This window comes from Variovorax sp. RCC_210 (genome assembly GCF_041355175.1).
In the GTDB taxonomy this organism is placed as follows: domain Bacteria; phylum Pseudomonadota; class Gammaproteobacteria; order Burkholderiales; family Burkholderiaceae_C; genus Variovorax.
Window position 1 is genome coordinate 1 of record NZ_JBFUPJ010000024.1, and the last position, 18,734, is coordinate 18,734.

At 66.5% G+C, this 18,734-nt stretch carries 19 protein-coding genes; all 19 read right to left on the reverse strand.

All coding sequences use genetic code 11. The features are described 5' to 3' along the window. Positions 1-276: 276 nt before the first annotated feature. The 19 genes from AB6807_RS37505 to AB6807_RS37595 all read right to left on the reverse strand — a co-directional run bounded on the left by AB6807_RS37505 (position 277) and on the right by AB6807_RS37595 (position 18,695). Positions 277-804, reverse strand: coding sequence for a BON domain-containing protein (locus AB6807_RS37505; RefSeq protein WP_371088565.1), 528 nt, complete (start codon positions 802-804; stop codon positions 277-279). 101 nt (positions 805-905) lie between these two features. Beyond that, positions 906-1,103 carry a CsbD family protein gene (locus AB6807_RS37510; RefSeq protein WP_116909124.1) on the reverse strand — a complete coding sequence of 66 codons (198 nt, stop codon included), beginning with the start codon at positions 1,101-1,103 and terminating at the stop codon, positions 906-908. A gap of 121 nt (positions 1,104-1,224) precedes the next feature. After that, positions 1,225-2,049, reverse strand: a complete 825-nt coding sequence (locus AB6807_RS37515; RefSeq protein ID WP_371088566.1) for a DUF429 domain-containing protein — start codon at positions 2,047-2,049, stop codon at positions 1,225-1,227. 4 nt (positions 2,050-2,053) lie between these two features. Then, positions 2,054-2,935, reverse strand: a complete 882-nt coding sequence (locus tag AB6807_RS37520) for an EamA family transporter (protein ID WP_371088567.1) — start codon at positions 2,933-2,935, stop codon at positions 2,054-2,056. A gap of 7 nt (positions 2,936-2,942) precedes the next feature. Further along, positions 2,943-3,365 (reverse strand): BLUF domain-containing protein, encoded by a 423-nt coding sequence (locus AB6807_RS37525; RefSeq protein WP_116909127.1) that lies wholly within the window; start codon positions 3,363-3,365, stop codon positions 2,943-2,945. A gap of 2 nt (positions 3,366-3,367) precedes the next feature. Then, a complete protein-coding gene (folE, locus tag AB6807_RS37530; protein ID WP_116909128.1) occupies positions 3,368-4,099 on the reverse strand; it encodes a GTP cyclohydrolase I in 732 nt (243 codons plus the stop codon). A gap of 73 nt (positions 4,100-4,172) precedes the next feature. After that, on the reverse strand, positions 4,173-4,934 hold the full coding sequence (locus AB6807_RS37535) for an endonuclease/exonuclease/phosphatase family protein (RefSeq protein WP_116909129.1): 762 nt from the start codon (positions 4,932-4,934) through the stop codon (positions 4,173-4,175). Continuing rightward, positions 4,931-5,407 carry a dihydroneopterin triphosphate diphosphatase gene (nudB, locus tag AB6807_RS37540; RefSeq protein ID WP_371088568.1) on the reverse strand — a complete coding sequence of 159 codons (477 nt, stop codon included), beginning with the start codon at positions 5,405-5,407 and terminating at the stop codon, positions 4,931-4,933. The genes AB6807_RS37535 and nudB overlap by 4 nt, the downstream gene beginning before the upstream one ends. Positions 5,408-5,419: 12 nt before the next feature. Beyond that, positions 5,420-7,225 carry an aspartate--tRNA ligase gene (gene aspS / locus AB6807_RS37545; RefSeq protein ID WP_116909131.1) on the reverse strand — a complete coding sequence of 602 codons (1,806 nt, stop codon included), beginning with the start codon at positions 7,223-7,225 and terminating at the stop codon, positions 5,420-5,422. A 37-nt stretch (positions 7,226-7,262) separates the two neighbouring features. Continuing rightward, positions 7,263-7,895 (reverse strand): DUF502 domain-containing protein, encoded by a 633-nt coding sequence (locus AB6807_RS37550; RefSeq protein WP_116909132.1) that lies wholly within the window; start codon positions 7,893-7,895, stop codon positions 7,263-7,265. A gap of 23 nt (positions 7,896-7,918) precedes the next feature. Further along, complete coding sequence (locus tag AB6807_RS37555) at positions 7,919-8,272, reverse strand: FmdB family zinc ribbon protein (RefSeq protein ID WP_371088569.1); 354 nt, start codon at positions 8,270-8,272, stop codon at positions 7,919-7,921. A 102-nt stretch (positions 8,273-8,374) separates the two neighbouring features. Continuing rightward, positions 8,375-9,823: a sodium:solute symporter family protein gene (locus AB6807_RS37560; protein WP_371088570.1), complete on the reverse strand. Its 1,449-nt coding sequence runs from the start codon at positions 9,821-9,823 to the stop codon at positions 8,375-8,377. Positions 9,824-9,836: 13 nt separating this feature from the next. Then, complete coding sequence (ubiB, locus tag AB6807_RS37565; protein WP_116909135.1) at positions 9,837-11,402, reverse strand: ubiquinone biosynthesis regulatory protein kinase UbiB; 1,566 nt, start codon at positions 11,400-11,402, stop codon at positions 9,837-9,839. Continuing rightward, positions 11,399-11,968: an SCP2 domain-containing protein gene (locus AB6807_RS37570; protein WP_116909136.1), complete on the reverse strand. Its 570-nt coding sequence runs from the start codon at positions 11,966-11,968 to the stop codon at positions 11,399-11,401. Before AB6807_RS37570 ends, ubiB begins: the two co-directional genes overlap by 4 nt. A gap of 56 nt (positions 11,969-12,024) precedes the next feature. Next, on the reverse strand, positions 12,025-13,056 hold the full coding sequence (locus AB6807_RS37575) for a Tim44 domain-containing protein (RefSeq protein WP_116909137.1): 1,032 nt from the start codon (positions 13,054-13,056) through the stop codon (positions 12,025-12,027). Between the two features lie 32 nt (positions 13,057-13,088). Then, on the reverse strand, positions 13,089-13,820 hold the full coding sequence (gene ubiE / locus AB6807_RS37580) for a bifunctional demethylmenaquinone methyltransferase/2-methoxy-6-polyprenyl-1,4-benzoquinol methylase UbiE (RefSeq protein WP_116909138.1): 732 nt from the start codon (positions 13,818-13,820) through the stop codon (positions 13,089-13,091). Between the two features lie 146 nt (positions 13,821-13,966). Continuing rightward, positions 13,967-14,380, reverse strand: coding sequence for a gamma-butyrobetaine hydroxylase-like domain-containing protein (locus AB6807_RS37585; protein ID WP_116909139.1), 414 nt, complete (start codon positions 14,378-14,380; stop codon positions 13,967-13,969). Continuing rightward, positions 14,380-14,820 (reverse strand): HIT family protein, encoded by a 441-nt coding sequence (locus tag AB6807_RS37590; protein WP_371088571.1) that lies wholly within the window; start codon positions 14,818-14,820, stop codon positions 14,380-14,382. The genes AB6807_RS37585 and AB6807_RS37590 overlap by 1 nt, the downstream gene beginning before the upstream one ends. Then, positions 14,817-18,695, reverse strand: coding sequence for a DUF3683 domain-containing protein (locus AB6807_RS37595; RefSeq protein ID WP_371088572.1), 3,879 nt, complete (start codon positions 18,693-18,695; stop codon positions 14,817-14,819). The genes AB6807_RS37590 and AB6807_RS37595 overlap by 4 nt, the downstream gene beginning before the upstream one ends. Positions 18,696-18,734: the final 39 nt, after the last annotated feature.

Consider the following 18,734-nt stretch of genomic DNA (forward strand, 5'->3'; position numbering starts at 1 on the left):
GCGAAGCCTTCGATTATGCACTGCTTTTTCAAACCGCGTCAACTTCGAAGGAAGTTTTTTTACCCGACTCACTCGCAGTCAATTCCGAAGAACCCACCGCGACTCACCTTGCAGTGACTGTCAGTCGAGCTCTCGATTATGCACAGTTTTCCGCACCTGACGCAAGAACCTGACAAGTTTTTTGCCTCAAGCCGCCTCCAAGCGCCGCACCAGGTCGGTTCAGACAACAAAAAAGCCCGGACAGGCCGGGCTTTTTCCTGCACAGAAGCGTAGAGATCAGCTCCTGACCTCCAACTGGTTGTCCACCGAAGTCACGCCCTGCACTCCCTTTGCAATCTCTTCTGCACGCGCCTTCGCAGCGGCCGTCGGCGCCGGCCCCTTCAGGCTCACAGCTCCCGCCTTGGTATCGACGTTGATCTTGATCGCGCTCAAGTCCGGGTCCTTCGCCAGCCCAGCAGACACAGATGCGGTGATGGCCGCATCGTCCACAGTCGCGCTCACTGCAGCACCCGCGTCCTTGGCCGCTTCCTTCACGTTCGCCATGCCGTCCTTCACTTCGGCAGTCGTTCCTGAAGCGTCGACCTTGGCCTTGGCTTCCCTGACTGCTTCACCCGTCTTCGTGGCGGCGGTCTGCGCGGCCTGCTCGGTCTTCGCGACGGCGCTGTCCAGCTTCTCGCCGGCGGTGCGGTTGTCCGACTTGTCGCAGGCGGCAAGCGTCAACGCGGCACCTGCAGCCAAGACGACAAGCCATGCCCGCGAACGCGGCATAGCAGTGGATGGGGCGTATTGCTCTTGTTTGCTCATGAGAACCTCCTGTCAATCTGCGTGAGTCACCTGGAATCACGCAAAAAAGAAAAAAGGGCTGCACACACCCGCTTGGCGGGCACGTGCAACCCTTGGTCCGGTCACAGCTTGTCGGCGCCGCGCTTGATCGCGTCCTTGGCGTCTTCCTTCACGTCGCCGTAGGTCTTCTGTACCTTGCCGGCGGCTTGGTCGGCCACGCCTTCGCCCTGGAGCTTTTCATTGCCCACCACCTTGCCGGCGGCTTCCTTGATCTTGCCCTTGGCCTCTTCGACTCGGCCTGCCACTTGGTCCTTGTTCATGATGCGTTCCTTCCTGCGTAGGTGAATGTGTGGGCCGGGTTGACCCACTGGCTTCAATCTATGCCCCACGCACAGGCACCGAACACCGCCGGAAGCCCGAAGCGGTGTAGGACAACGAGGCTCAGGCGGTGACGATCCATCCTTCAAGCGGGTCGAAACGCTCCGGCAAGCCATAGCCGGGCCCGACGCTGCTCGCGCGAAGCGAACCCCAAGCTGCCTGCAGCAGGCACATCACCGCGTCGATGTCGTCACCACGGCTGTCGCCCAGCAATTCCGCACGTTGCGCAGCGGTGATGTCGAGCGCAAGGCCGAGTCGACTGCTCCCGCTTTCCAGCGCCGCGAGCAAATCAGTGCGCGCCGCAAGCCGCTCGGGCGTTTGCCTGGCGAGGTCGTCGCTCTTGTAGCTGCGCCGTGCGATCAGTTCGCGTGCCAGCAGGCCGGGGTAAGCCTCCAATGCAATACGGTCGGCGCCATCCCCCTCGTGCAACCCCGGAATGCGCGCACCCGCCGCCAGCAGGCGCGGCACGCCCGCGTGCAGCATGTATGCCACCGGCGGGTTCACCCACTTCATCGACGGGCTGGACCCTGCCGGCAGGTCAGCCGCACGGTGCGCGAACTTGCCACCCACGGGCCGGGCCGCGCAGAACGCAGCGAAGGTGCTCCGGATCTCTGCGCGGCTCAAGCCCGCGTAGTGCGCCATCAGCGGCGCCCATTGCACGGGCCAGCCCAGGTGCTCGACCAGCTCGCGCGGCAGGCTGAACGGAAAGTCGAAGCCACCGACCCAGGAAGGCGTGGCGCGCAACCAGTCTCCCCAGGCGTCGAGCGTGGAAAAACGCTGCAGGCCCGTCAGCCTGACGCGTCGAGCGCCGGCAAGCTCCCCGAGCGCCACCACGATGGGCTTGCGCCGCGTCGGCGCGCTCGAGAAGTCGCAGCCGAACAGCACCATCGCCTCAGCCCAGCGCCAACGCCACCACGCCGGCGGCGATGAACACCGCGCCCAGCAGCCGCAGCAGCCGGTCGCCCTCGCGCAGCAGGTGCCCGCCGATCAGCGCGGCGAACAGCATCGACACCTCGCGCGCCGGCGCCACATGGGAGATGGGCGCCTGCTGCACCGCGTACAGCACGAGCACATAGGACACCGGGCTGACCGCCGCCACCAGCACCGCGTACTTCCACTGCTGGCGCCACAGCCGCGCGGTGGTCGCGCGGTCGTTCAGCGCGACCGGGGCCAGCAGCACCATGCGCACGAGGTTGCCGAAGTAGTCGAGAAGAATCGGCGACATGGCCAGGAACTTGACCGCGTAGCTGTCGGCCACCGTATACGCCGCGATGAAGCCGCCGGTGAGCACGCCGTAGCGAATGCCCTTGAGCACCCGCTCGCGCTGCACCGGGTCGTGCGCCTTGCGCCACAGCTTGGGCCCGCCGGCCACCAGGAACACGCCGCCCACCACGCCGGCAATGCCTGCCACGCCGACCGCGCTGATCTTCTCGCCGAGAAACAGCACCGCCACCAGCGACGACAGCAAAGGCCCCGAACCCCGCGCGAGCGGATAGACCACCGTCAGGTCCGACCTGCGGTAGCCGCGCAGCAGCACGATGAAATAGAAGATGTGCAGCACGCCGCTGAGCACGACGAAGCCCCACTCCGTCGGGCCCCAGCCCGGCACCACGTTCCAGCCCAGCGTGATGCCCACGGGCGCCCAGATCAGCATGTTGAACACGCTGGTCTGGAAGCTGAAGCGCGCGTCGCCGTTCGCCTTCTTGGCGGCGATGTTCCAGCCGGCATGAATGACCCCGGCGAGCAGGATCAGCGCGAATGCGGAGAGCGGCACCCCGCGTTCAGTGGCGGCCGACGATGGCGGCGGTGGCCATCAGTTCTTCCAGCAGCGCCAGCGAGACCTTGCCCGAGACCTTGTACGGGTCGAGCTCGGGCTTTTCGGAATACTTCAGCAGCGTCGAGGCGTTCAGCTTCGACAGGTTGACCTGGCCCATGGTCCATCCGCCGAAACGGCGTTCGGCGATTTCCTCGTAGTGCAGCAGCACCACGTCCTTGTGGCGCGCATCGCGCTGGATGTGGCCGTACAGGTCGCTGATGGCGTCGCGCCCGCCCTCGATCGCCTGCAGGAAGGTGCCCGCGCCGTAGCAAAGAATGCCGGTGATGCCGCAGGCCGGGTTGTGCGTGCGCGACTTGCTGAGGATCGCCTCGATCGCCTCGGGACTGGTGTCGACGGCGCGGCTGGCGTAGAGGAGTCGGACCAGCATGTTCAGCTCTTTCTGGGAAGGAGAGACAAAAATTCGCGGCGCAGGCTCGGGTCTTTCAGGAACACGCCGCGCATCACGGAATTGATCATCTTGCTGTCCATTTCCTTCACGCCGCGCCAGGCCATGCAGAAATGTTCGGCTTCCATCACCAGCGCGAGGCCGTCGGGGCGCGTCTTTTCCTGGATCAGGTCGGCGAGTTGCACGATGGCTTCTTCCTGGATCTGCGGACGCCCCATCACCCATTCGGCCAGGCGCGCGTACTTCGACAGGCCAATCACGTTGGTGTGCTCGTTCGGCATCACGCCGATCCAGAGCTTGCCGATGATCGGGCAGAAGTGGTGCGAGCAGGCGCTGCGCACGGTGATCGGGCCGACGATCATCAGCTCGTTCAGGTGCTCGGCGTTGGGAAACTCGGTGAGCGCGGGCGGCGGCACGTAGCGGCCGCGGAACACCTCGTTCACGTACATCTTGGCGACGCGGCGCGCGGTGTTGTCGGTGTTGTGGTCGTTCTCGACGTCGATGACCAGGCTGTCGAGCACGCCCTTCATCTTCACCTCGACCTCGTCGAGCAGCGCTTCCAGCTCGCCGGGCTGGATGAATTCGGCGATGTTGTCGTTGGCGTTGAAGCGCTTGCGCGCGGCGGCAATGCGCTCGCGAATCTTCACGGAGACGGGCGTTCCCTCGTCATCGTCGTTTCGATCGGGGCGCGGGTCGACGTCGGTTTTCCTGAGCATGGCGGGGATCGTACCAGTGAATGACTCCAGACATTCGGGGCTGCAACGCCCGTCCCTTCTTGGAGCGATGCTATCAATTGAGTAGCGTGAAATCGGCGACCAACGGCAGGTGGTCGGACATGCGGGCCCAGATCGGTCCCCTGGGAACCGAACAGGCCAGCGGCTCCAGCTTGCGTCCGTAGACGAAGTCGAGCTGCGCCACCGGCAAGCGCGAGGGATAGGTGAGCGTGCGCGGGCCGCGCAGGTCGCTGGCATCGCGCATGCCCATGGCGTTCATGGCGTAGCGCATGCGCGCACCCCAGTCATTGAAGTCGCCGGCCACCACTACGGCTTCGCCGGGCGGCACCTCGCGGTCGATGAACTCGCGCAAGCGGGCAATCTGCCGCACCCGGCTGCCTTTGATGAGGCCCAGGTGCACCACGATGGCGTGCACCGGCTGGCCGTCCACGTCGATCACCACGTGCAGCAGGCCGCGCTGCTCGAAACGGTGATCGGAAATGTCCTGGTGGCTGGTGCGGATCACCGGCCAGCGCGTGAGCAGCGCGTTGCCGTGCTCGCCATGGCGCGTGACGGCATTGGTCTCGTAGACGGCGGTATAGCCCTCGGGCGCCAGGAAGTCGGCCTGCGGCAGTTCGGGCCAGCGGGCGAAACGCTGCGCGGCCTGCCGGTTCATCTTGCGAACCTCCTGCAGGCAGATGATGTCCGCATCGAGTTGTTCGATGGCATGGCCGAGGTTGTGGATTTCGAGTCGCCGGGCGGGCCCGATGCCCTGCACACCCTTGTGGATGTTGTAGGTCGCGACCCGGAGGTTCTGTGCTGCTGCCGGCTGGTTCATCGGGCAAATTCTGGCAGCAACAGAATGGCTTCGGCGTTCGATGGGGAAAAGCACGCGTCCGCCGCCTCCTGGTAAGGCAGCCAGCGCCAGTCGGCGTGCTCGCGCGGTGCGAGCGTGGGGGTGAGGCGTTCGGGCACGCACAGGCCGAACAAGTGCTCGGTGTTGTGGGTCACGCCGGGCGCGTAGCGGGCACGCCAGCGCGGGTAGATCTCGTAGACGTTGCGCAGCTGCCAGTCGACCAGCTGCAGAGCCAGCGCGGTGCCCTCGCCGCATTGGAAGCCGGTTTCCTCTGCCACCTCGCGCGCAGCGGTGAGCGCGAGCGGCTCGTCGACAACATCCTTGCTGCCGGTGACCGATTGCCAGAAGTCGGTCTCCGCATCCGCACGCCGGATCAGCAGTACATCGAGCGCCGGCGTGTGGATCACGACCAGCACCGACTCCGGGATCTTCCAGGGCCGGGGGCTGGTCGTCATGGCGTCAGGCCATCAAGCGGCTTGGGGCGTGTTGCGCAGCTTGATGTGCAGCTCGCGCAGCTGCTTCTCGTCGACCGGGCTGGGCGCCTGCGTCAGCAGGTCTTGCGCGCGCTGGGTCTTGGGGAAGGCGATCACGTCGCGGATCGACTCGGCGCCGGTCATCAGCATGACCAGGCGGTCCAGGCCGATGGCGATGCCGCCGTGCGGGGGGGCGCCGTATTGCAGCGCGTCCAGCAGGAAGCCGAACTTCAGCTGCGCGTCCTCGGCGCTGATCTTCAGCGCGCGGAACACCTTGCTCTGCACTTCCTCGCGGTGGATACGCACCGAGCCGCCGCCCATCTCGATGCCGTTGAGCACCATGTCGTAGGCCTTGGCGATGCACTTCTCGGGCGCGGTGTCCATGAGGTCTTCATGGCCGTCCTTCGGTGCGGTGAACGGGTGGTGCACGGCGCTCCAGCGCTGGCCTTCCTCGTCGAACTCGAACATCGGAAAGTCCACCACCCACAGCGGTGCCCAGCGGTCGTCGAACAGGCCGCTCTTCTTGCCGAAGGCGCTGTGGCCGATCTTCACGCGCAGCGCGCCGATGGCGTCGTTGACGACCTTTTCCTTGTCGGCGCCGAAGAACAGGATGTCGCCGTTGCGCGCACCCGTGCGGGCGATGATCTCGGCCAGCGTGTTGTCGTCCAGATTCTTCACGATCGGGCTTTGCAGGCCTTCGCGGCCAGCGGCCGCGTCGTTCACCTTGATGTACGCCAGGCCCTTGGCGCCGTAGATCTTCACGAATTCCTGGTACGCGTCGATTTCACCGCGCGACAGACCGCCTTCGCCACCGCCGCCGGGCACGCGCAATGCGACCACGCGGCCGTCCTTTTGCGTCGCGGCGTTCGAGAACACCTTGAATTCCACGCGCTTCATCAGCTCGGTGAGCTCGGTGAACTCGAGCTTCACGCGCAGGTCGGGCTTGTCCGAGCCGTACTTGAACATCGCGTCGCCGTACGTCATGGTCGGGAACACCGGCAGGTCGATGCCCGCGGCGTTGCGGAACACGTTGCGGATCATGCCTTCGAACATCTCGCGGATTTCCTCTTCGGCGAGGAACGAGGTCTCGATGTCGATCTGCGTGAATTCGGGCTGGCGGTCGGCGCGCAGGTCTTCGTCGCGGAAGCACTTCACGATCTGGTAGTAGCGGTCGTAGCCGGCCACCATCAAGAGCTGCTTGAACAGCTGCGGCGACTGCGGCAGCGCGAAGAAGCTGCCGTCATGCACGCGGCTGGGCACGAGGTAGTCGCGCGCACCTTCGGGCGTGGACTTGCCGAGCATCGGCGTCTCGATGTCGATGAAGCCGTTGGCGTCGAGGAACTTGCGCGTTTCCATCGTCACCTTGTAGCGCAGCATCATGTTGCGCTGCATGGCCGGGCGGCGCAGGTCGAGGACGCGGTGCGTGAGGCGGGTGGTTTCCGACAGGTTGTCGTCGTCCAGCAGGAACGGGGGCGTGACCGAGGGGTTGAGCACCTTCAGCTCGTGGCACAGCACTTCGATCTTGCCGCTCTTCAGACTGTCGTTGGTCGTGCCTTCGGGGCGCGAGCGCACCAGGCCGGTGATCTGCACGCAGAACTCGTTGCGCAGGTTCTCGGCCACGGCGAAGGTCGAGGCGCGGTCGGGGTCGCACACCACCTGCACGTAGCCTTCGCGGTCACGCACGTCGATGAAGATCACGCCACCGTGGTCGCGGCGACGGTTGACCCAACCGCACAGGGTGACGGTCTGGCCCAGCAGGGCTTCGGTCACAAGACCGCAATAGTGAGTACGCATGGCCATAGGAATCCATTCCGGCGCCTTGTGGGCGCGTTCGTTTTTATGAGTTGGAAGACTTCACCGCCACCGTGGCGGGGCCGCCTGGAACGACCACCCCCATCGAGACGATGTACTTGAGCGCTTCGTCCACGCTCATCTTCAGTTCGATGCAGTCGCTGCGCTTGAGCATCACGAAGTAGCCGCCCGTGGGGTTGGGCGTGGTCGGCACGTAGACGCCGAGGTAGTCGCCGCCACCGAGGTGCTCGACCACGTCGGCACCCGGCGTGCCGGTGACGAAGGCGATGGTCCAGACCCCTTCGCGGGGCCATTGCACCAGCACCGCCGTGCGGAAAGCGTTGCCGTTCTCGGAGAACAGCGTGTCCGACACCTGCTTGACGCTCGAGTAGATCGAGCGCACCACCGGAATGCGCCGCACCACGGCGTCGCCCCAGCCGAGCAGGCGCTTGCCGACGAAGTTGCTGGCCACGGCGCCCACCACCAGCAGGATCGCCAGCGTGAGCAGCACGCCGAGGCCGCGGATGTTGTTGTCGTACAGCCAGCGCTGCCAGGCGCCGGGCAGCACCCAGAGCGTCTGGTCCAGCGTGTCGATGATCCACTTCAGCACCGCGAGGGTGATGAACAGCGGAACGATCACCAGCAAGCCGGAGAACAACCATTTGCGCAGGGCGAGCATGGTGGTGGGGAGGTAGTTCTGGGTCAGTCGCCGCTCTTGGCGGCGGGGGCCGGGGCCGGCGAGGGGGCCGGGGCGGCGGGCGCAGGCGCTGGGCTGGGCGCCGCGGCGGGGCTGGCCGAAGCCGATTCGCCGGACTTGGCGTTGGCGGTGTCGCTCGACGCGGGCGCGGTCGACGGCTCGGACTTCTTGCCGCTGCCGTCCCGGAAATCGGTCACGTACCAGCCCGAGCCCTTGAGCTGGAAGCCGGCGGCCGTGACCTGTTTCTCGAAGGCACTCGCGCCACAGTTCGGACACACCGTGAGCGGCGCGTCGGACATCTTCTGCAAAGCGTCTTTGGCAAAGCCGCAGGCGCTGCACTTGTAGGCGTAGATGGGCATGGGAATGGGGTAAAAAAAGCGGCGCAGCTGCCGCTCGCAAAGCCCTCGATTATAGGGGCGCCCCCGCCAAACAGCGCCCGGCGTGGCCGCCGAGCCCCTGCGTCAGGCCGGCTCCGTCGCCAGGGGACGGTGCGGCGTGTGGGTGTTGGTGAGCCATTGCGGCAGCAGCGAACCGGCCACCATGCCCACGAACGCGCACAGCACGCCCGCCAGCTGCGCCGGAAAGGCGTTGCCCCAGGGCATGGCCAGGAACAGCAGCCACACCCCGATGCCCGACACGATGGACGCCACGGCGCCCTGCGTGGTGGCGCGGCGCCAGTACAGGCCGCACACCAGCGGCACGAAAGCGCCCACCAGCGGCACCTGGTAGGCGCCCGACACCAGCTCGTAGATGGGCGTGCCCTGCATGCGGATGGCGTAGGCCAGCACGGCGGCGCTGAACAGCAGCACCGTGATGCGCATCGTCCTGAGGTTCTCGCGGTCCGTGCCGGCCGGGCGGAACTGGCGCCAGATGTTCTCCGTGAAAGTGACGCTGGGCGCCAGCAAGGTGGCCGAGGCGGTCGACTTGATGGCCGAGAGCAGCGCACCGAAGAACAGCACCTGCATCACGAACGGCATCTTCTGCAGCACCAGCGTGGGCAGCACCTTCTGCGGATCTTCCTTCAGCAGCGTGGCTGTCTGCTCCGGCATGATCAGCAGCGCGCTGGCCACCAGGAACATCGGCACGAAGGCGAACAGGATGTACGCCACCCCGCCGATCACCGGGCCGCGCTGGGCCGCCTTCACGCTGTTGGCCGACATCACGCGCTGGAACACGTCCTGCTGCGGAATGGAGCCCAGCATCATCGTGATGGCGGCGGCAAAGAAGAACACCATGTCGTGCCAGTTCGGCTCGGGCCAGAACTTGAACAGGTCCTTGCTGACGGCAAAGGCGACCACCTTGTCGGCGCCGCCGGCCATGTTGCCCGCGAACATCGCGATGACGGCCAGGCCGGCCACCAGGATGATCATCTGCATGAAGTCGGTGACGGCCACCGACCACATGCCGCCGAACAGCGTGTAGGCCAGGATGGAAACCACCCCGATCACCATGCCCAGCGGAATGCTGATGGCGCCGGCCGACAGCAGGTTGAACACCAGCCCCAGCGCCGTGACCTGCGCCGACACCCAGCCCAGGTAGCTCAGCATGATGATCAGCGAGCACGCCACTTCCACCGTGCGGCCGTAGCGCTCGCGGTAGTAGTCGCTGATGGTCAGCAGCGTCATGCGGTAGAGCTTGCCCGCGAAGAACAGGCCCACCAGGATCAGGCAGGTGCCCGCGCCGAACGGGTCTTCCACCACGCCGTTCAAGCCCCCTTCGATGAACTTGGCCGGAATGCCGAGCACCGTTTCGGAGCCGAACCACGTCGCGAAGGTGGTCGTGACGATCATGAACAGCGGCAGGTGCCGTCCGGCAATGGCGAAGTCGGTGGTGTTCTTCACCCGCTTGGCGGCGTACAGGCCGATGGCGATGGTGACCAGCAGATAGACGATGACCAACGTCAGCAGCACAGCGAAAACTCCTCTAGAACAAGCGCACCCGCACCAGCAACTGCATGGCGAGCAACCCCAATACAAAACCTATGCCACCGTAGACGATGGTCTGGAGCAACCGGTTGGTGCGCTTTTGTTCGGCCAGCAGTTCGAGCAGTTCGCGCCGGTTGTCGGCGGGGCGATTTTCCAGGAAATCGTGCAGAAGTCGCGGAAACTGAGGAAGCAATTTGGCGTAGCGCGGCGCTTCGGCCTTGAGTTGCTGCAGGAGCTTCTTGGGGCCGATCTGGTCGACCATCCATTTCTCGAGAAAAGGCTTGGCCGTCGCCCAGAGGTCGAGGTCGGGGTCGATGTTGCGGCCCAGGCCCTCGATGTTGAGCAGCGTTTTCTGCAGCAGCACCAGCTGCGGCTGGATCTCGACCTGGAAGCGGCGCGACGTCTGGAACAGCCGCATCAGCACCATGCCCAGCGACAGCTCCTTCAGCGGCCGGTCGAAATACGGCTCGCACACGGTGCGGATGGCTGCTTCGAGCTCGTCGATGCGCGTGCCCACCGGCACCCAGCCGCTTTCCAGGTGCAGCTCGGCCACGCGCTTGTAGTCGCGCCGGAAGAAGGCCACGAAGTTCTGCGCGAGGTACTCCTTGTCCGACTCGGTCAGCGTGCCGATGATGCCGAAGTCCAGCGAGATGTAGCGCCCGAAGGTCTCGGGCTCCAGGCTCACCTGGATGTTGCCGGGGTGCATGTCGGCATGGAAGAAGCCGTCGCGGAACACCTGCGTGAAGAAGATCGTGACGCCGTCGCGGGCCAGCTTGGGAATGTCGACGCCCGCCGCGCGCAGGCGGTCCATCTGCGCAATGGGCACGCCCTTCATGCGCTCCATCACCATGACTTCGGGGTGGCAGAAGTCCCAGAACATCTCGGGGATCAGCACCAGGTCGAGCGAGGCCATGTTGCGGCGCAGCTGGGCCGCGTTGGCGGCCTCGCGCACCAGGTCGAGCTCGTCGTGCAGGTACTTGTCGAACTCGCCCACCACCTCGCGCGGCTTCAGGCGCTTGCCGTCGGCCGAGAGGCCTTCGACCCAGCCGGCCATCATGGCCATGAGCGCCAGGTCTTTCTCGATCACGCCGCGCATGTTGGGGCGCAGCACCTTCACCGCGACCTCGCGCACCTCGCCCTGGTTGGTGCGGATGGTTGCGAAGTGCACCTGCGCGATGGACGCGCTGGCGATGGGCGTCTCGTCGAACTGCACGAACACGTCGCCCACCGGACGGCGGAACGCGCGCTCGATGGTCGCGATGGCCACGGCCGAGGGAAACGGCGGCACGCGGTCCTGCAGAAAGGCCAGCTCGTCGGCGATGTCGGGCGGCAGCAGGTCGCGCCGCGTCGACAGCACCTGGCCGAACTTCACGAAGATGGGGCCGAGCCGCTCGAGCGCCTCGCGCAACCGCTGGCCGCGCGGCGCATCGAGGTTGCGCCCGATGGACACCACGCGCGCCACCACGCGCAGCCAGGGCTTCTGGAAGCTCGTGAGCACGAGCTCGTCGAGACCGTAGCGCAGCGCGACCCAGACGATGAACAGGCCGCGATAGAAGCGACTCATTCGACCCTGCCCGCCGAGCCAGACGCCGAGCCGCCGGCCTTGGCCGTGCGATCGCCGACGAACTGGCGCAGCGCGCCCACGACCCGGCGCACGCCGTTGCCCAGCGTGTGCGCTGGCACGTCGCCGATCACGCGTGCGAGGTCGTCCTCGACGTCCCAGCGCACATGGTCGACCAGCCAGTTGACCTCTGCGGCCAGTTGCACGTCACCCAGGATCTGCACCGCGGGCTTGTCGCCGCGCAGCGTGGCGCGGGCAATGTCGAAGGGGGAGTCGTCGGTGACGGTGAGCGTCAGCTCGGGCACCGAGCCCGCGGGTGCCAGGTCAAGCAGGCCGGCCGGCGTGGCCACCAGCTCCATGGTGACGAAGCGCCACTGAAAGCGCACCACCCGCCCCTGCTGGCGCAGCAGCCGCTGCTGAGCCTCGGGCTCCTGCTGCAGCACATGGTTCAGGAACAGGACGACGCGGTGCTGGATTTCGTGCACCGCCCAGTCCGGGGGTTGCAGACGCTCGCCGACGCGGTTGAACAGGTCGCCGAGAAAAGAAAAAGGGGACGATGGTGTGGCCATGTCCCCATTATCCCGTCTGTGTCGCGGCCCTGTGGGAGCCGCGCTTCAGGTTTTTCTTACTGCAGTGCCTGCACGCCGGCCACCAGCCAGCCGCTGTTGCCGCTGGTCGGCTTGGTCATGTTCCAGACTTCGCGGAACGGACCCGGGCCTGCCGAGGCGTCTTCGCGGATCATGCCGGAGAACTCCACGCTGGCCATGTAGGCGTCGGGCAACTCTTCGATGCCCAGCAGCTTGGCGTCGAGCATCACGACTTCGGTCTTGTTCGAGGCACCGCCCGTGTGGCTGGCGCGGTCGGCCAGCTGCGTGCGAATTTCCTCGACCATGCTGTCGGTCATCATCGAACGCAGCATCGACACGTCGGCGCGGTCCCATGCATCCTGCAGCGTCACGAAGTTGCGCTTGGCGGCACCGAGGAAGCCGTCGACATCGAAGCCCGCGGGGATGCCCCAGGACTGCGAGCCGCCGAGCGCCGAGCCGATCATGCTGCCACCGGCCGCGGCACCCGCTGCCGAGAGGCTGCTGCCGTGCGGCGCGTCGTTCGAGGGTGTGGCGTCGAAGGACGTCGCGTTGCGCTCCCACGGACGGGCCGAGGCGTCGTTGCCGACATTGGCCGGGCTGTACTGCGCGGGGGCGCTGGCGTTGCTCGGGCTGGCACCCGCGCCCTGGAACGCGAAGCCACCCTGGCGGCTGGCGCCCGAGGCCTGCGAACGCGCCTTGAACATGCGCCACACCATCACGCCGGCCAGCACCAGCAGGCCGATCAGCAGGATGTTGCCGAAGCCGGCGCCCAGGCCCAGCGAATGCGCGAGCCATGCGAGGCCCAGGCCGGCCGCGAGGCCGCCGAGCATCGCGCCCCACGGGCGCTTCGGTGCAGCGGCCGCCGGTGCGGGCGTTGCAGGCTTGGCTGCCGCGTTGGTCGCGTTCTGCTGCGCGGGTGCGCCGGGCGATGCGGGCGGCGTGGCCTGGCGTTGCGTCACGTTGGACGACTGGCGCCCGAACGACTTGCCGCCACCCATGCGTGCCGCCTCGGCCTGGACACTGCCCAGGACCAAAGCCGCCGCCAAAAACAAAGTACCCAAATTCTTCATGTCGTCTCCTCTCGAGCGAAAGATTCGCGTCATCAACATTTGATTCCAACATGCAGCGCGGCGATGCCACCCGTCATGTTGTGATAGTCCACATGTCCGAAACCGCCCTCTTTCATGAGGGTCTTGAGTTCCTCTTGCGAGGGGTGCATCCGGATCGATTCGGCCAGGTAGCGATAGCTCGCGTCGTCGCCGGCCACGAGCTTGCCCAGGCGGGGCAGCACGTTGAAGGAGTACCAGTCGTAGGCCTTGGCCAGCGGCTTGGCAACCTTCGAGAACTCGAGCACGAGCAGCTTGCCGCCCGGCTTGATCACGCGGTTCATTTCCTTGAGCGCGACGTCCTTGTGCGTCATGTTGCGCAGGCCGAAGGCCACGGTGACCACGTCGAAGTGGTTGTCGGGGAACGGGAGCTTTTCAGCGTCGCAGACCGTGGTGGGCAGCGAGACGCCGGCGTCGAGCAGGCGGTCGCGGCCGGTGCGAAGCATGGCTTCGTTGATGTCGGTGTGCACCACCTGGCCGCTGGCGCCGACCTTCTTCGCGAAGGCCAGGGCGAGGTCGCCGGTGCCGCCCGCGATGTCGAGCACGCGCGAGCCTTCGCCCACGTTCGCGACCATGACGGTGTACGCCTTCCAGGCGCGGTGCAGGCCGGCCGACATCAGGTCGTTCATGATGTCGTAGCGCGAGGCAACCGAATCGAAGACACCGCGAACGCGGCGGGCCTTCTCGCTTTCGTCGACTGTTTCGAAGCCGAAGTGTGTGGTACTCATGCGACCGATGTTAGGCCGGAAGCCTTCACATCAAGCCGACGACCCCGCGGGCACGGCGGGCATTCGTTGCTTTTTTTGTCGCGCCCTTCCGGGGTGTAGGGCCATGGGGCCCGGTGCGGCGCCGGAGTTTCGAGAGATTTCGCCGCTCAGTGGCTGCTGCAGGCCGGGCCGCTGTCCTCGATCATCGGCGCGTCGCGGTCCACGCCCGCCGCGGCCAGGCGGCTTTCGTAGGTGGCCCACAGCTCGGCCTGTTTCGCGCCCAGCTCGTAGAGCAGGTCCCACGAGTAGATGCCGGTGTTGTGGCCGTCGCTGAAGGTCGGCTGCACGGCGTAGTTGCCCACGGCCTCGAGCGCGACCAGCTCGACCTCGCGCTTGCCCGTCTGCAAGATCTCCTGCCCCGGGCCATGCCCCTGCACCTCGGCCGACGGCGAACAGATGCGCATCAGCTCGAACGGAATGCGAAAGCTCGCGCCGTCCGAAAAACCCACTTCGAGCACGCGCGACTGGCCGTGCACGGTGATCGATTGCGGCGTCGGTGCGCCCGGTTTCAAGCCTGCCATCAGAAGCTCCCGTTGCTCAATCGCTCGATCATCGCAGCCTCGGCGGCCGGCAGGCGCGCGGTGGTGGCGGCCTCTTGCGCGGCATTGCGCTCGCGCAGCATCGGCGCCCACACCGAACCCGGAAAGTGGCTGTCGTCGGTGAAGCGCGCAATCACGTGCCAGTGCAGGTGCGCCACCATGTTGCCCAGCGCCGCCAGGTTGATCTTGGCCGGTTGCAGGTGCTCGCGCAGGCTCTGCTCGACCAGCGCCACGGCCTCCATGCACAGCATGCGGTCGGCCGCGTCGAGGTCGGAAAACTCCGGCGCATGGTCGCGCCACACCACGCGGTAGAAGGCCGGAAAGCCCGCCTCCTGCGCATGGATGACGCGCAGCTTCGCGCCCTCGAACACCAGCCGGCCGCCAGGGCCGTCGCACAGCACGCAACCTTGCACGCTCGTCATACCAGCACCCGCTCGATCCCGCCCTGGTTGGCCGCGGCCACATAGGTCGGCATCCAGTCGGCGCCGAGGATCTTGTTGGCCATCTCGACCACGATGTAGTCGGCTTCGAGCAGGCCGTTGTTCAGGTCGTTGCCGTAGCGCGAGAGGCCCTGCAGGCAGCTCGGGCAGCTGGTGAGGATCTTCACGTTGTCGTTCGCGCCGACCTTGCCGCTGTCGCGCAGCACGGCCTCGCCTTTCTTCAGCTCTTCTTCCTTGCGGAAGCGGATCTGCGTGGAGATGTCGGGCCGCGACACGCCCAGCGTGCCCGACTCGCCGCAGCAGCGGTCGTTCTTGAGCACGTTGTCGCCCACCAGCGCCTTCACCGTCTTCATCGGGTCCTGCTGCTTCATCGGGCTGTGGCAGGGGTCGTGGTACAGGTAGCCACCGCCGCCCGCGTCCGCCAGGGTGATGCCCTTCTCGAGCAGGTACTCGTGGATGTCGATGATCCGGCAGCCCGGGAAGATCTTGTCGAACTGGTAGCCCTGCAGCTGGTCGTAGCAGGTGCCGCAGCTCACCACCACCGTCTTGATGTCGAGGTAGTTCAGCGTGTTCGCCACGCGGTGGAAGAGCACGCGGTTGTCGGTGATCATCTTCTCGGCCTTGTCGAACTGGCCGCTGCCGCGCTGTGGATAGCCGCAGCACAGGTAGCCGGGCGGCAGCACGGTCTGCACGCCCGCATGCCAGAGCATGGCCTGCGTGGCCAGCCCGACCTGCGAGAACAAGCGCTCCGACCCGCAGCCCGGAAAGTAGAAGACCGCCTCCGTCTCAGACGTGGTCGCCTTCGGGTTGCGGATGATGGGCACGTAGTCCGCGTCCTCGATGTCGAGCAGCGCGCGCGCGGTCTGCTTGGGCAGGTTGCCCGGCATCTTCTTGTTGATGAAGTGGACCACCTGCTCCTTCAGCGGCGCAGGGCCCAGCGTGGCCGGTGGCGCGCCAGTCTGCTTCTTCGCGAGGCCGCGCAGCAGGTCGTTGGCCAGGCGCTGTGCCTTGAAGCCCACGCCCACCATGCCCGCGCGCACCGCCTTGATGGTCTGCGGGTTGGTCGCGTTCAGGAAGAACATGGCCGCCGCGTTGCCGGGGCGGAAGCTCTTCTGCCCCATCTTGCGCAGCAGGTTGCGCATGTTCATGGACACGTCGCCGAAGTCGATCTTCACCGGGCATGGCGTGAGGCACTTGTGGCACACGGTGCAGTGGTCGGCCACGTCCTCGAACTCTTCCCAGTGCTTGATGCTCACGCCGCGGCGCGTCTGCTCTTCGTACAGGAAAGCCTCCACCAGCAGCGAGGTGGCGAGGATCTTGTTGCGCGGGCTGTACAGCAGGTTGGCGCGCGGCACGTGGGTGGCGCACACCGGCTTGCACTTGCCGCAGCGCAGGCAGTCCTTCACGCTGTCGGCAATGGCGCCGATGTCGCTCTGCTGCATGATCAGCGACTCGTGCCCCATGAGCCCGAAGCTCGGCGTGTAGGCGTTGGTCAGGTCGGCGTGCAGCGTCTCCGCCACGCCCGCCGGCGCGCGCAGCAGCTTGCCCTTGTTGAAGCGGCCTTCGGGGTCGACCCGGGCCTTGTACTCGGTGAACGGACGCAGCTCTTCGTCGCTCAGGAACTCGAGCTTGGTGATGCCGATGCCGTGCTCGCCCGAGATCACGCCGTCCAGGCTGCGCGCCAGCGCCATGATGCGCACCACCGCGGCATGCGCGGTCTGCAGCATGTCGTAGTTGTCGCTGTTCACGGGAATGTTGGTGTGCACGTTGCCGTCGCCCGCGTGCATGTGCAGCGCGACCCACACCCGGCCCTTCAGCACGCGCTTGTGGATGGCCGTGCACTCGGCCAGGATGGGCGCGAACTCGGCGCCCGAGAAAATTTCCTGCAGCGGCTGGCGCAGCTGGGTCTTCCAGCTCGCGCGCAGCGAATGGTCCTGCAGCTGCACGAACTGCGCATCCACGTTGCGCAGCCAGCCGGCCCACAGCGCGCGCACCTCCTGCACCAGCGCCACGGCCTGCGCCACGCGATCTTCCAGCAGCTCGGCCGCCGGAATCTCGTGGGCGTCGTCGGTCTTGCCCAGCGGCAGGTTGCCGCGCGTGAGGAAGGTCTCGAGCTCGTCGGTGAGCGCGAGCTTGTTCTGCAGCGACAGCTCGATGTTGATGCGCTCGATGCCGTCGCTGTACTCGGCCATGCGCGGCAGCGGAATCACCACGTCTTCGTTGATCTTGAAGGCGTTGGTGTGCTTGCTGATGGCGGCCGTGCGCTTGCGGTCGAGCCAGAACTTCTTGCGCGCCTCGGGGCTGATGGCAATGAAGCCTTCGCCGCTGCGCGAGTTGGCGATGCGCACCACTTCCGACGTCACGCGCGCCACCGCATCGGCGTCGTCGCCGGCGATGTCGCCGAACAGCACCATCTTGGGAAGGCCGCCGTGCTTCTTCGACTTGGTGGCGTAGCCCACGGCCTTCAGGTAGCGGTCGTCCAGGTGCTCCAGCCCGGCCAGCAGCACGCCCGAGCGTTTCTGCTCGGCGAACATGAAGTCCTTGATCTCGACGATGCTGGGCACCGCGTCCTTCGCGTTGCCGAAGAACTCCAGGCACACGGTGCGCGTGTGCGCGGGCATCTTGTGCACCACCCAGCGGCAGCTGGTGATGAGGCCGTCGCAGCCCTCTTTCTGGATGCCCGGCAGGCCCGAGAGGAACTTGTCGGTCACGTCCTTGCCCAGGCCTTCCTTGCGGAAGCTGCGGCCCGGAATGTCGAGCCGCTCGGTACGCAGCTTCGTCTTGCCGTCGGCCGCGTAGTACTGCAGCTCGAACACGGCGCTCTCGGCGTCGTGGATCTTGCCCAGGTTGTGGCCGATGCGCGTGACCTCGAGCCACTCGGCCTGCGGCGTCACCATGCGCCAGGAGGCCAGGTTGTCCAGCGCCGTGCCCCACAGCACGGCCTTCTTGCCGCCCGCGTTCATGGCCACGTTGCCGCCCACGCACGACGCCTCGGCCGAGGTCGGGTCGACCGCGAACACGAAGCCCGCGCGCTCGGCCGCGTCGGCCACGCGCTGCGTGACCACGCCGGCCTCGGTCCAGATGGTGGGCACGGGGTCGGCCAGGCCGGGCAGCGGCATGTGCTCGACCTCGGTCATCGCCTCGAGCTTCTCGGTGTTGATGACCACGCTGTTCCAGGTCAGCGGAATGGCGCCGCCGGTGTAGCCGGTGCCGCCCCCGCGCGGAATGATGGTCAGGCCCAGCTCGATGCAGCCCTTGACCAGCAATGCCATCTCGGCCTCGGTGTCGGGGCACAGCACCACGAACGGATACTCCACGCGCCAGTCGGTGGCGTCGGTCACGTGCGACACGCGCGAGAGGCCGTCGAACTTGATGTTGTCCTTGGCCGTGAGACGGCGCAGCACGCGCGTGGCCTTGCGGCGCAGGGCGGCCACGTCGCGGAACTTGGTGTCGAAGGCCGCCACGGCCTCGCCCACCAGGCCGGTGAGCTCGCCCACGAGCTGGTCGCGCGAGGGGTCGCTGTCGGGGGTGCGGCGCTTCTGCACCTCGCTCAGGCGGTGCTTGAGGGCATCGACCAGCTGGCCGCGGCGGCGCGGGTTGTCGAGCAGGTCGTCGACCAGGTAGGGGTTGCGCTGCACCACCCAGATGTCGCCCAGCACCTCGTAGAGCATGCGTGCCGACCGGCCGGTGCGGCGCTCGGCGCGCAGGGTCTGCAGCAGGTCCCAGCCGCGTTCGCCCAGCAGGCGAATCACGATTTCTCGGTCGGAGAAGCTGGTGTAGTTGTACGGGATCTCGCGCAGTCGGACAGGCTCTGCGGCCTGTGCCAACAGCGTGTTCAACGCGGTCGGAGCATTCATCGGGTGGGGCGCCTCGGCCGGGCGCTGCGCACCCATAGC

Bases quoted from the DNA above. Each gene is read 5' to 3' on its own strand.
- AB6807_RS37505 (WP_371088565.1), bottom strand. From the start codon at position 804: ATGAGCAAACAAGAGCAATACGCCCCATCCACTGCTATGCCGCGTTCG.
- AB6807_RS37510 (WP_116909124.1), bottom strand. From the start codon at position 1,103: ATGAACAAGGACCAAGTGGCAGGCCGAGTCGAAGAGGCCAAGGGCAAG.
- AB6807_RS37515 (WP_371088566.1), bottom strand. From the start codon at position 2,049: ATGGTGCTGTTCGGCTGCGACTTCTCGAGCGCGCCGACGCGGCGCAAG.
- AB6807_RS37525 (WP_116909127.1), bottom strand. From the start codon at position 3,365: ATGCTGGTCCGACTCCTCTACGCCAGCCGCGCCGTCGACACCAGTCCC.
- folE (WP_116909128.1), bottom strand. From the start codon at position 4,099: ATGCTCAGGAAAACCGACGTCGACCCGCGCCCCGATCGAAACGACGAT.
- AB6807_RS37535 (WP_116909129.1), bottom strand. From the start codon at position 4,934: ATGAACCAGCCGGCAGCAGCACAGAACCTCCGGGTCGCGACCTACAAC.
- nudB (WP_371088568.1), bottom strand. From the start codon at position 5,407: ATGACGACCAGCCCCCGGCCCTGGAAGATCCCGGAGTCGGTGCTGGTC.
- aspS (WP_116909131.1), bottom strand. From the start codon at position 7,225: ATGGCCATGCGTACTCACTATTGCGGTCTTGTGACCGAAGCCCTGCTG.
- AB6807_RS37550 (WP_116909132.1), bottom strand. From the start codon at position 7,895: ATGCTCGCCCTGCGCAAATGGTTGTTCTCCGGCTTGCTGGTGATCGTT.
- AB6807_RS37555 (WP_371088569.1), bottom strand. From the start codon at position 8,272: ATGCCCATCTACGCCTACAAGTGCAGCGCCTGCGGCTTTGCCAAAGAC.
- ubiB (WP_116909135.1), bottom strand. From the start codon at position 11,402: ATGAGTCGCTTCTATCGCGGCCTGTTCATCGTCTGGGTCGCGCTGCGC.
- AB6807_RS37570 (WP_116909136.1), bottom strand. From the start codon at position 11,968: ATGGCCACACCATCGTCCCCTTTTTCTTTTCTCGGCGACCTGTTCAAC.
- AB6807_RS37575 (WP_116909137.1), bottom strand. From the start codon at position 13,056: ATGAAGAATTTGGGTACTTTGTTTTTGGCGGCGGCTTTGGTCCTGGGC.
- ubiE (WP_116909138.1), bottom strand. From the start codon at position 13,820: ATGAGTACCACACACTTCGGCTTCGAAACAGTCGACGAAAGCGAGAAG.
- AB6807_RS37585 (WP_116909139.1), bottom strand. From the start codon at position 14,380: ATGGCAGGCTTGAAACCGGGCGCACCGACGCCGCAATCGATCACCGTG.
- AB6807_RS37590 (WP_371088571.1), bottom strand. From the start codon at position 14,820: ATGACGAGCGTGCAAGGTTGCGTGCTGTGCGACGGCCCTGGCGGCCGG.
- AB6807_RS37595 (WP_371088572.1), bottom strand. From the start codon at position 18,695: ATGAATGCTCCGACCGCGTTGAACACGCTGTTGGCACAGGCCGCAGAG.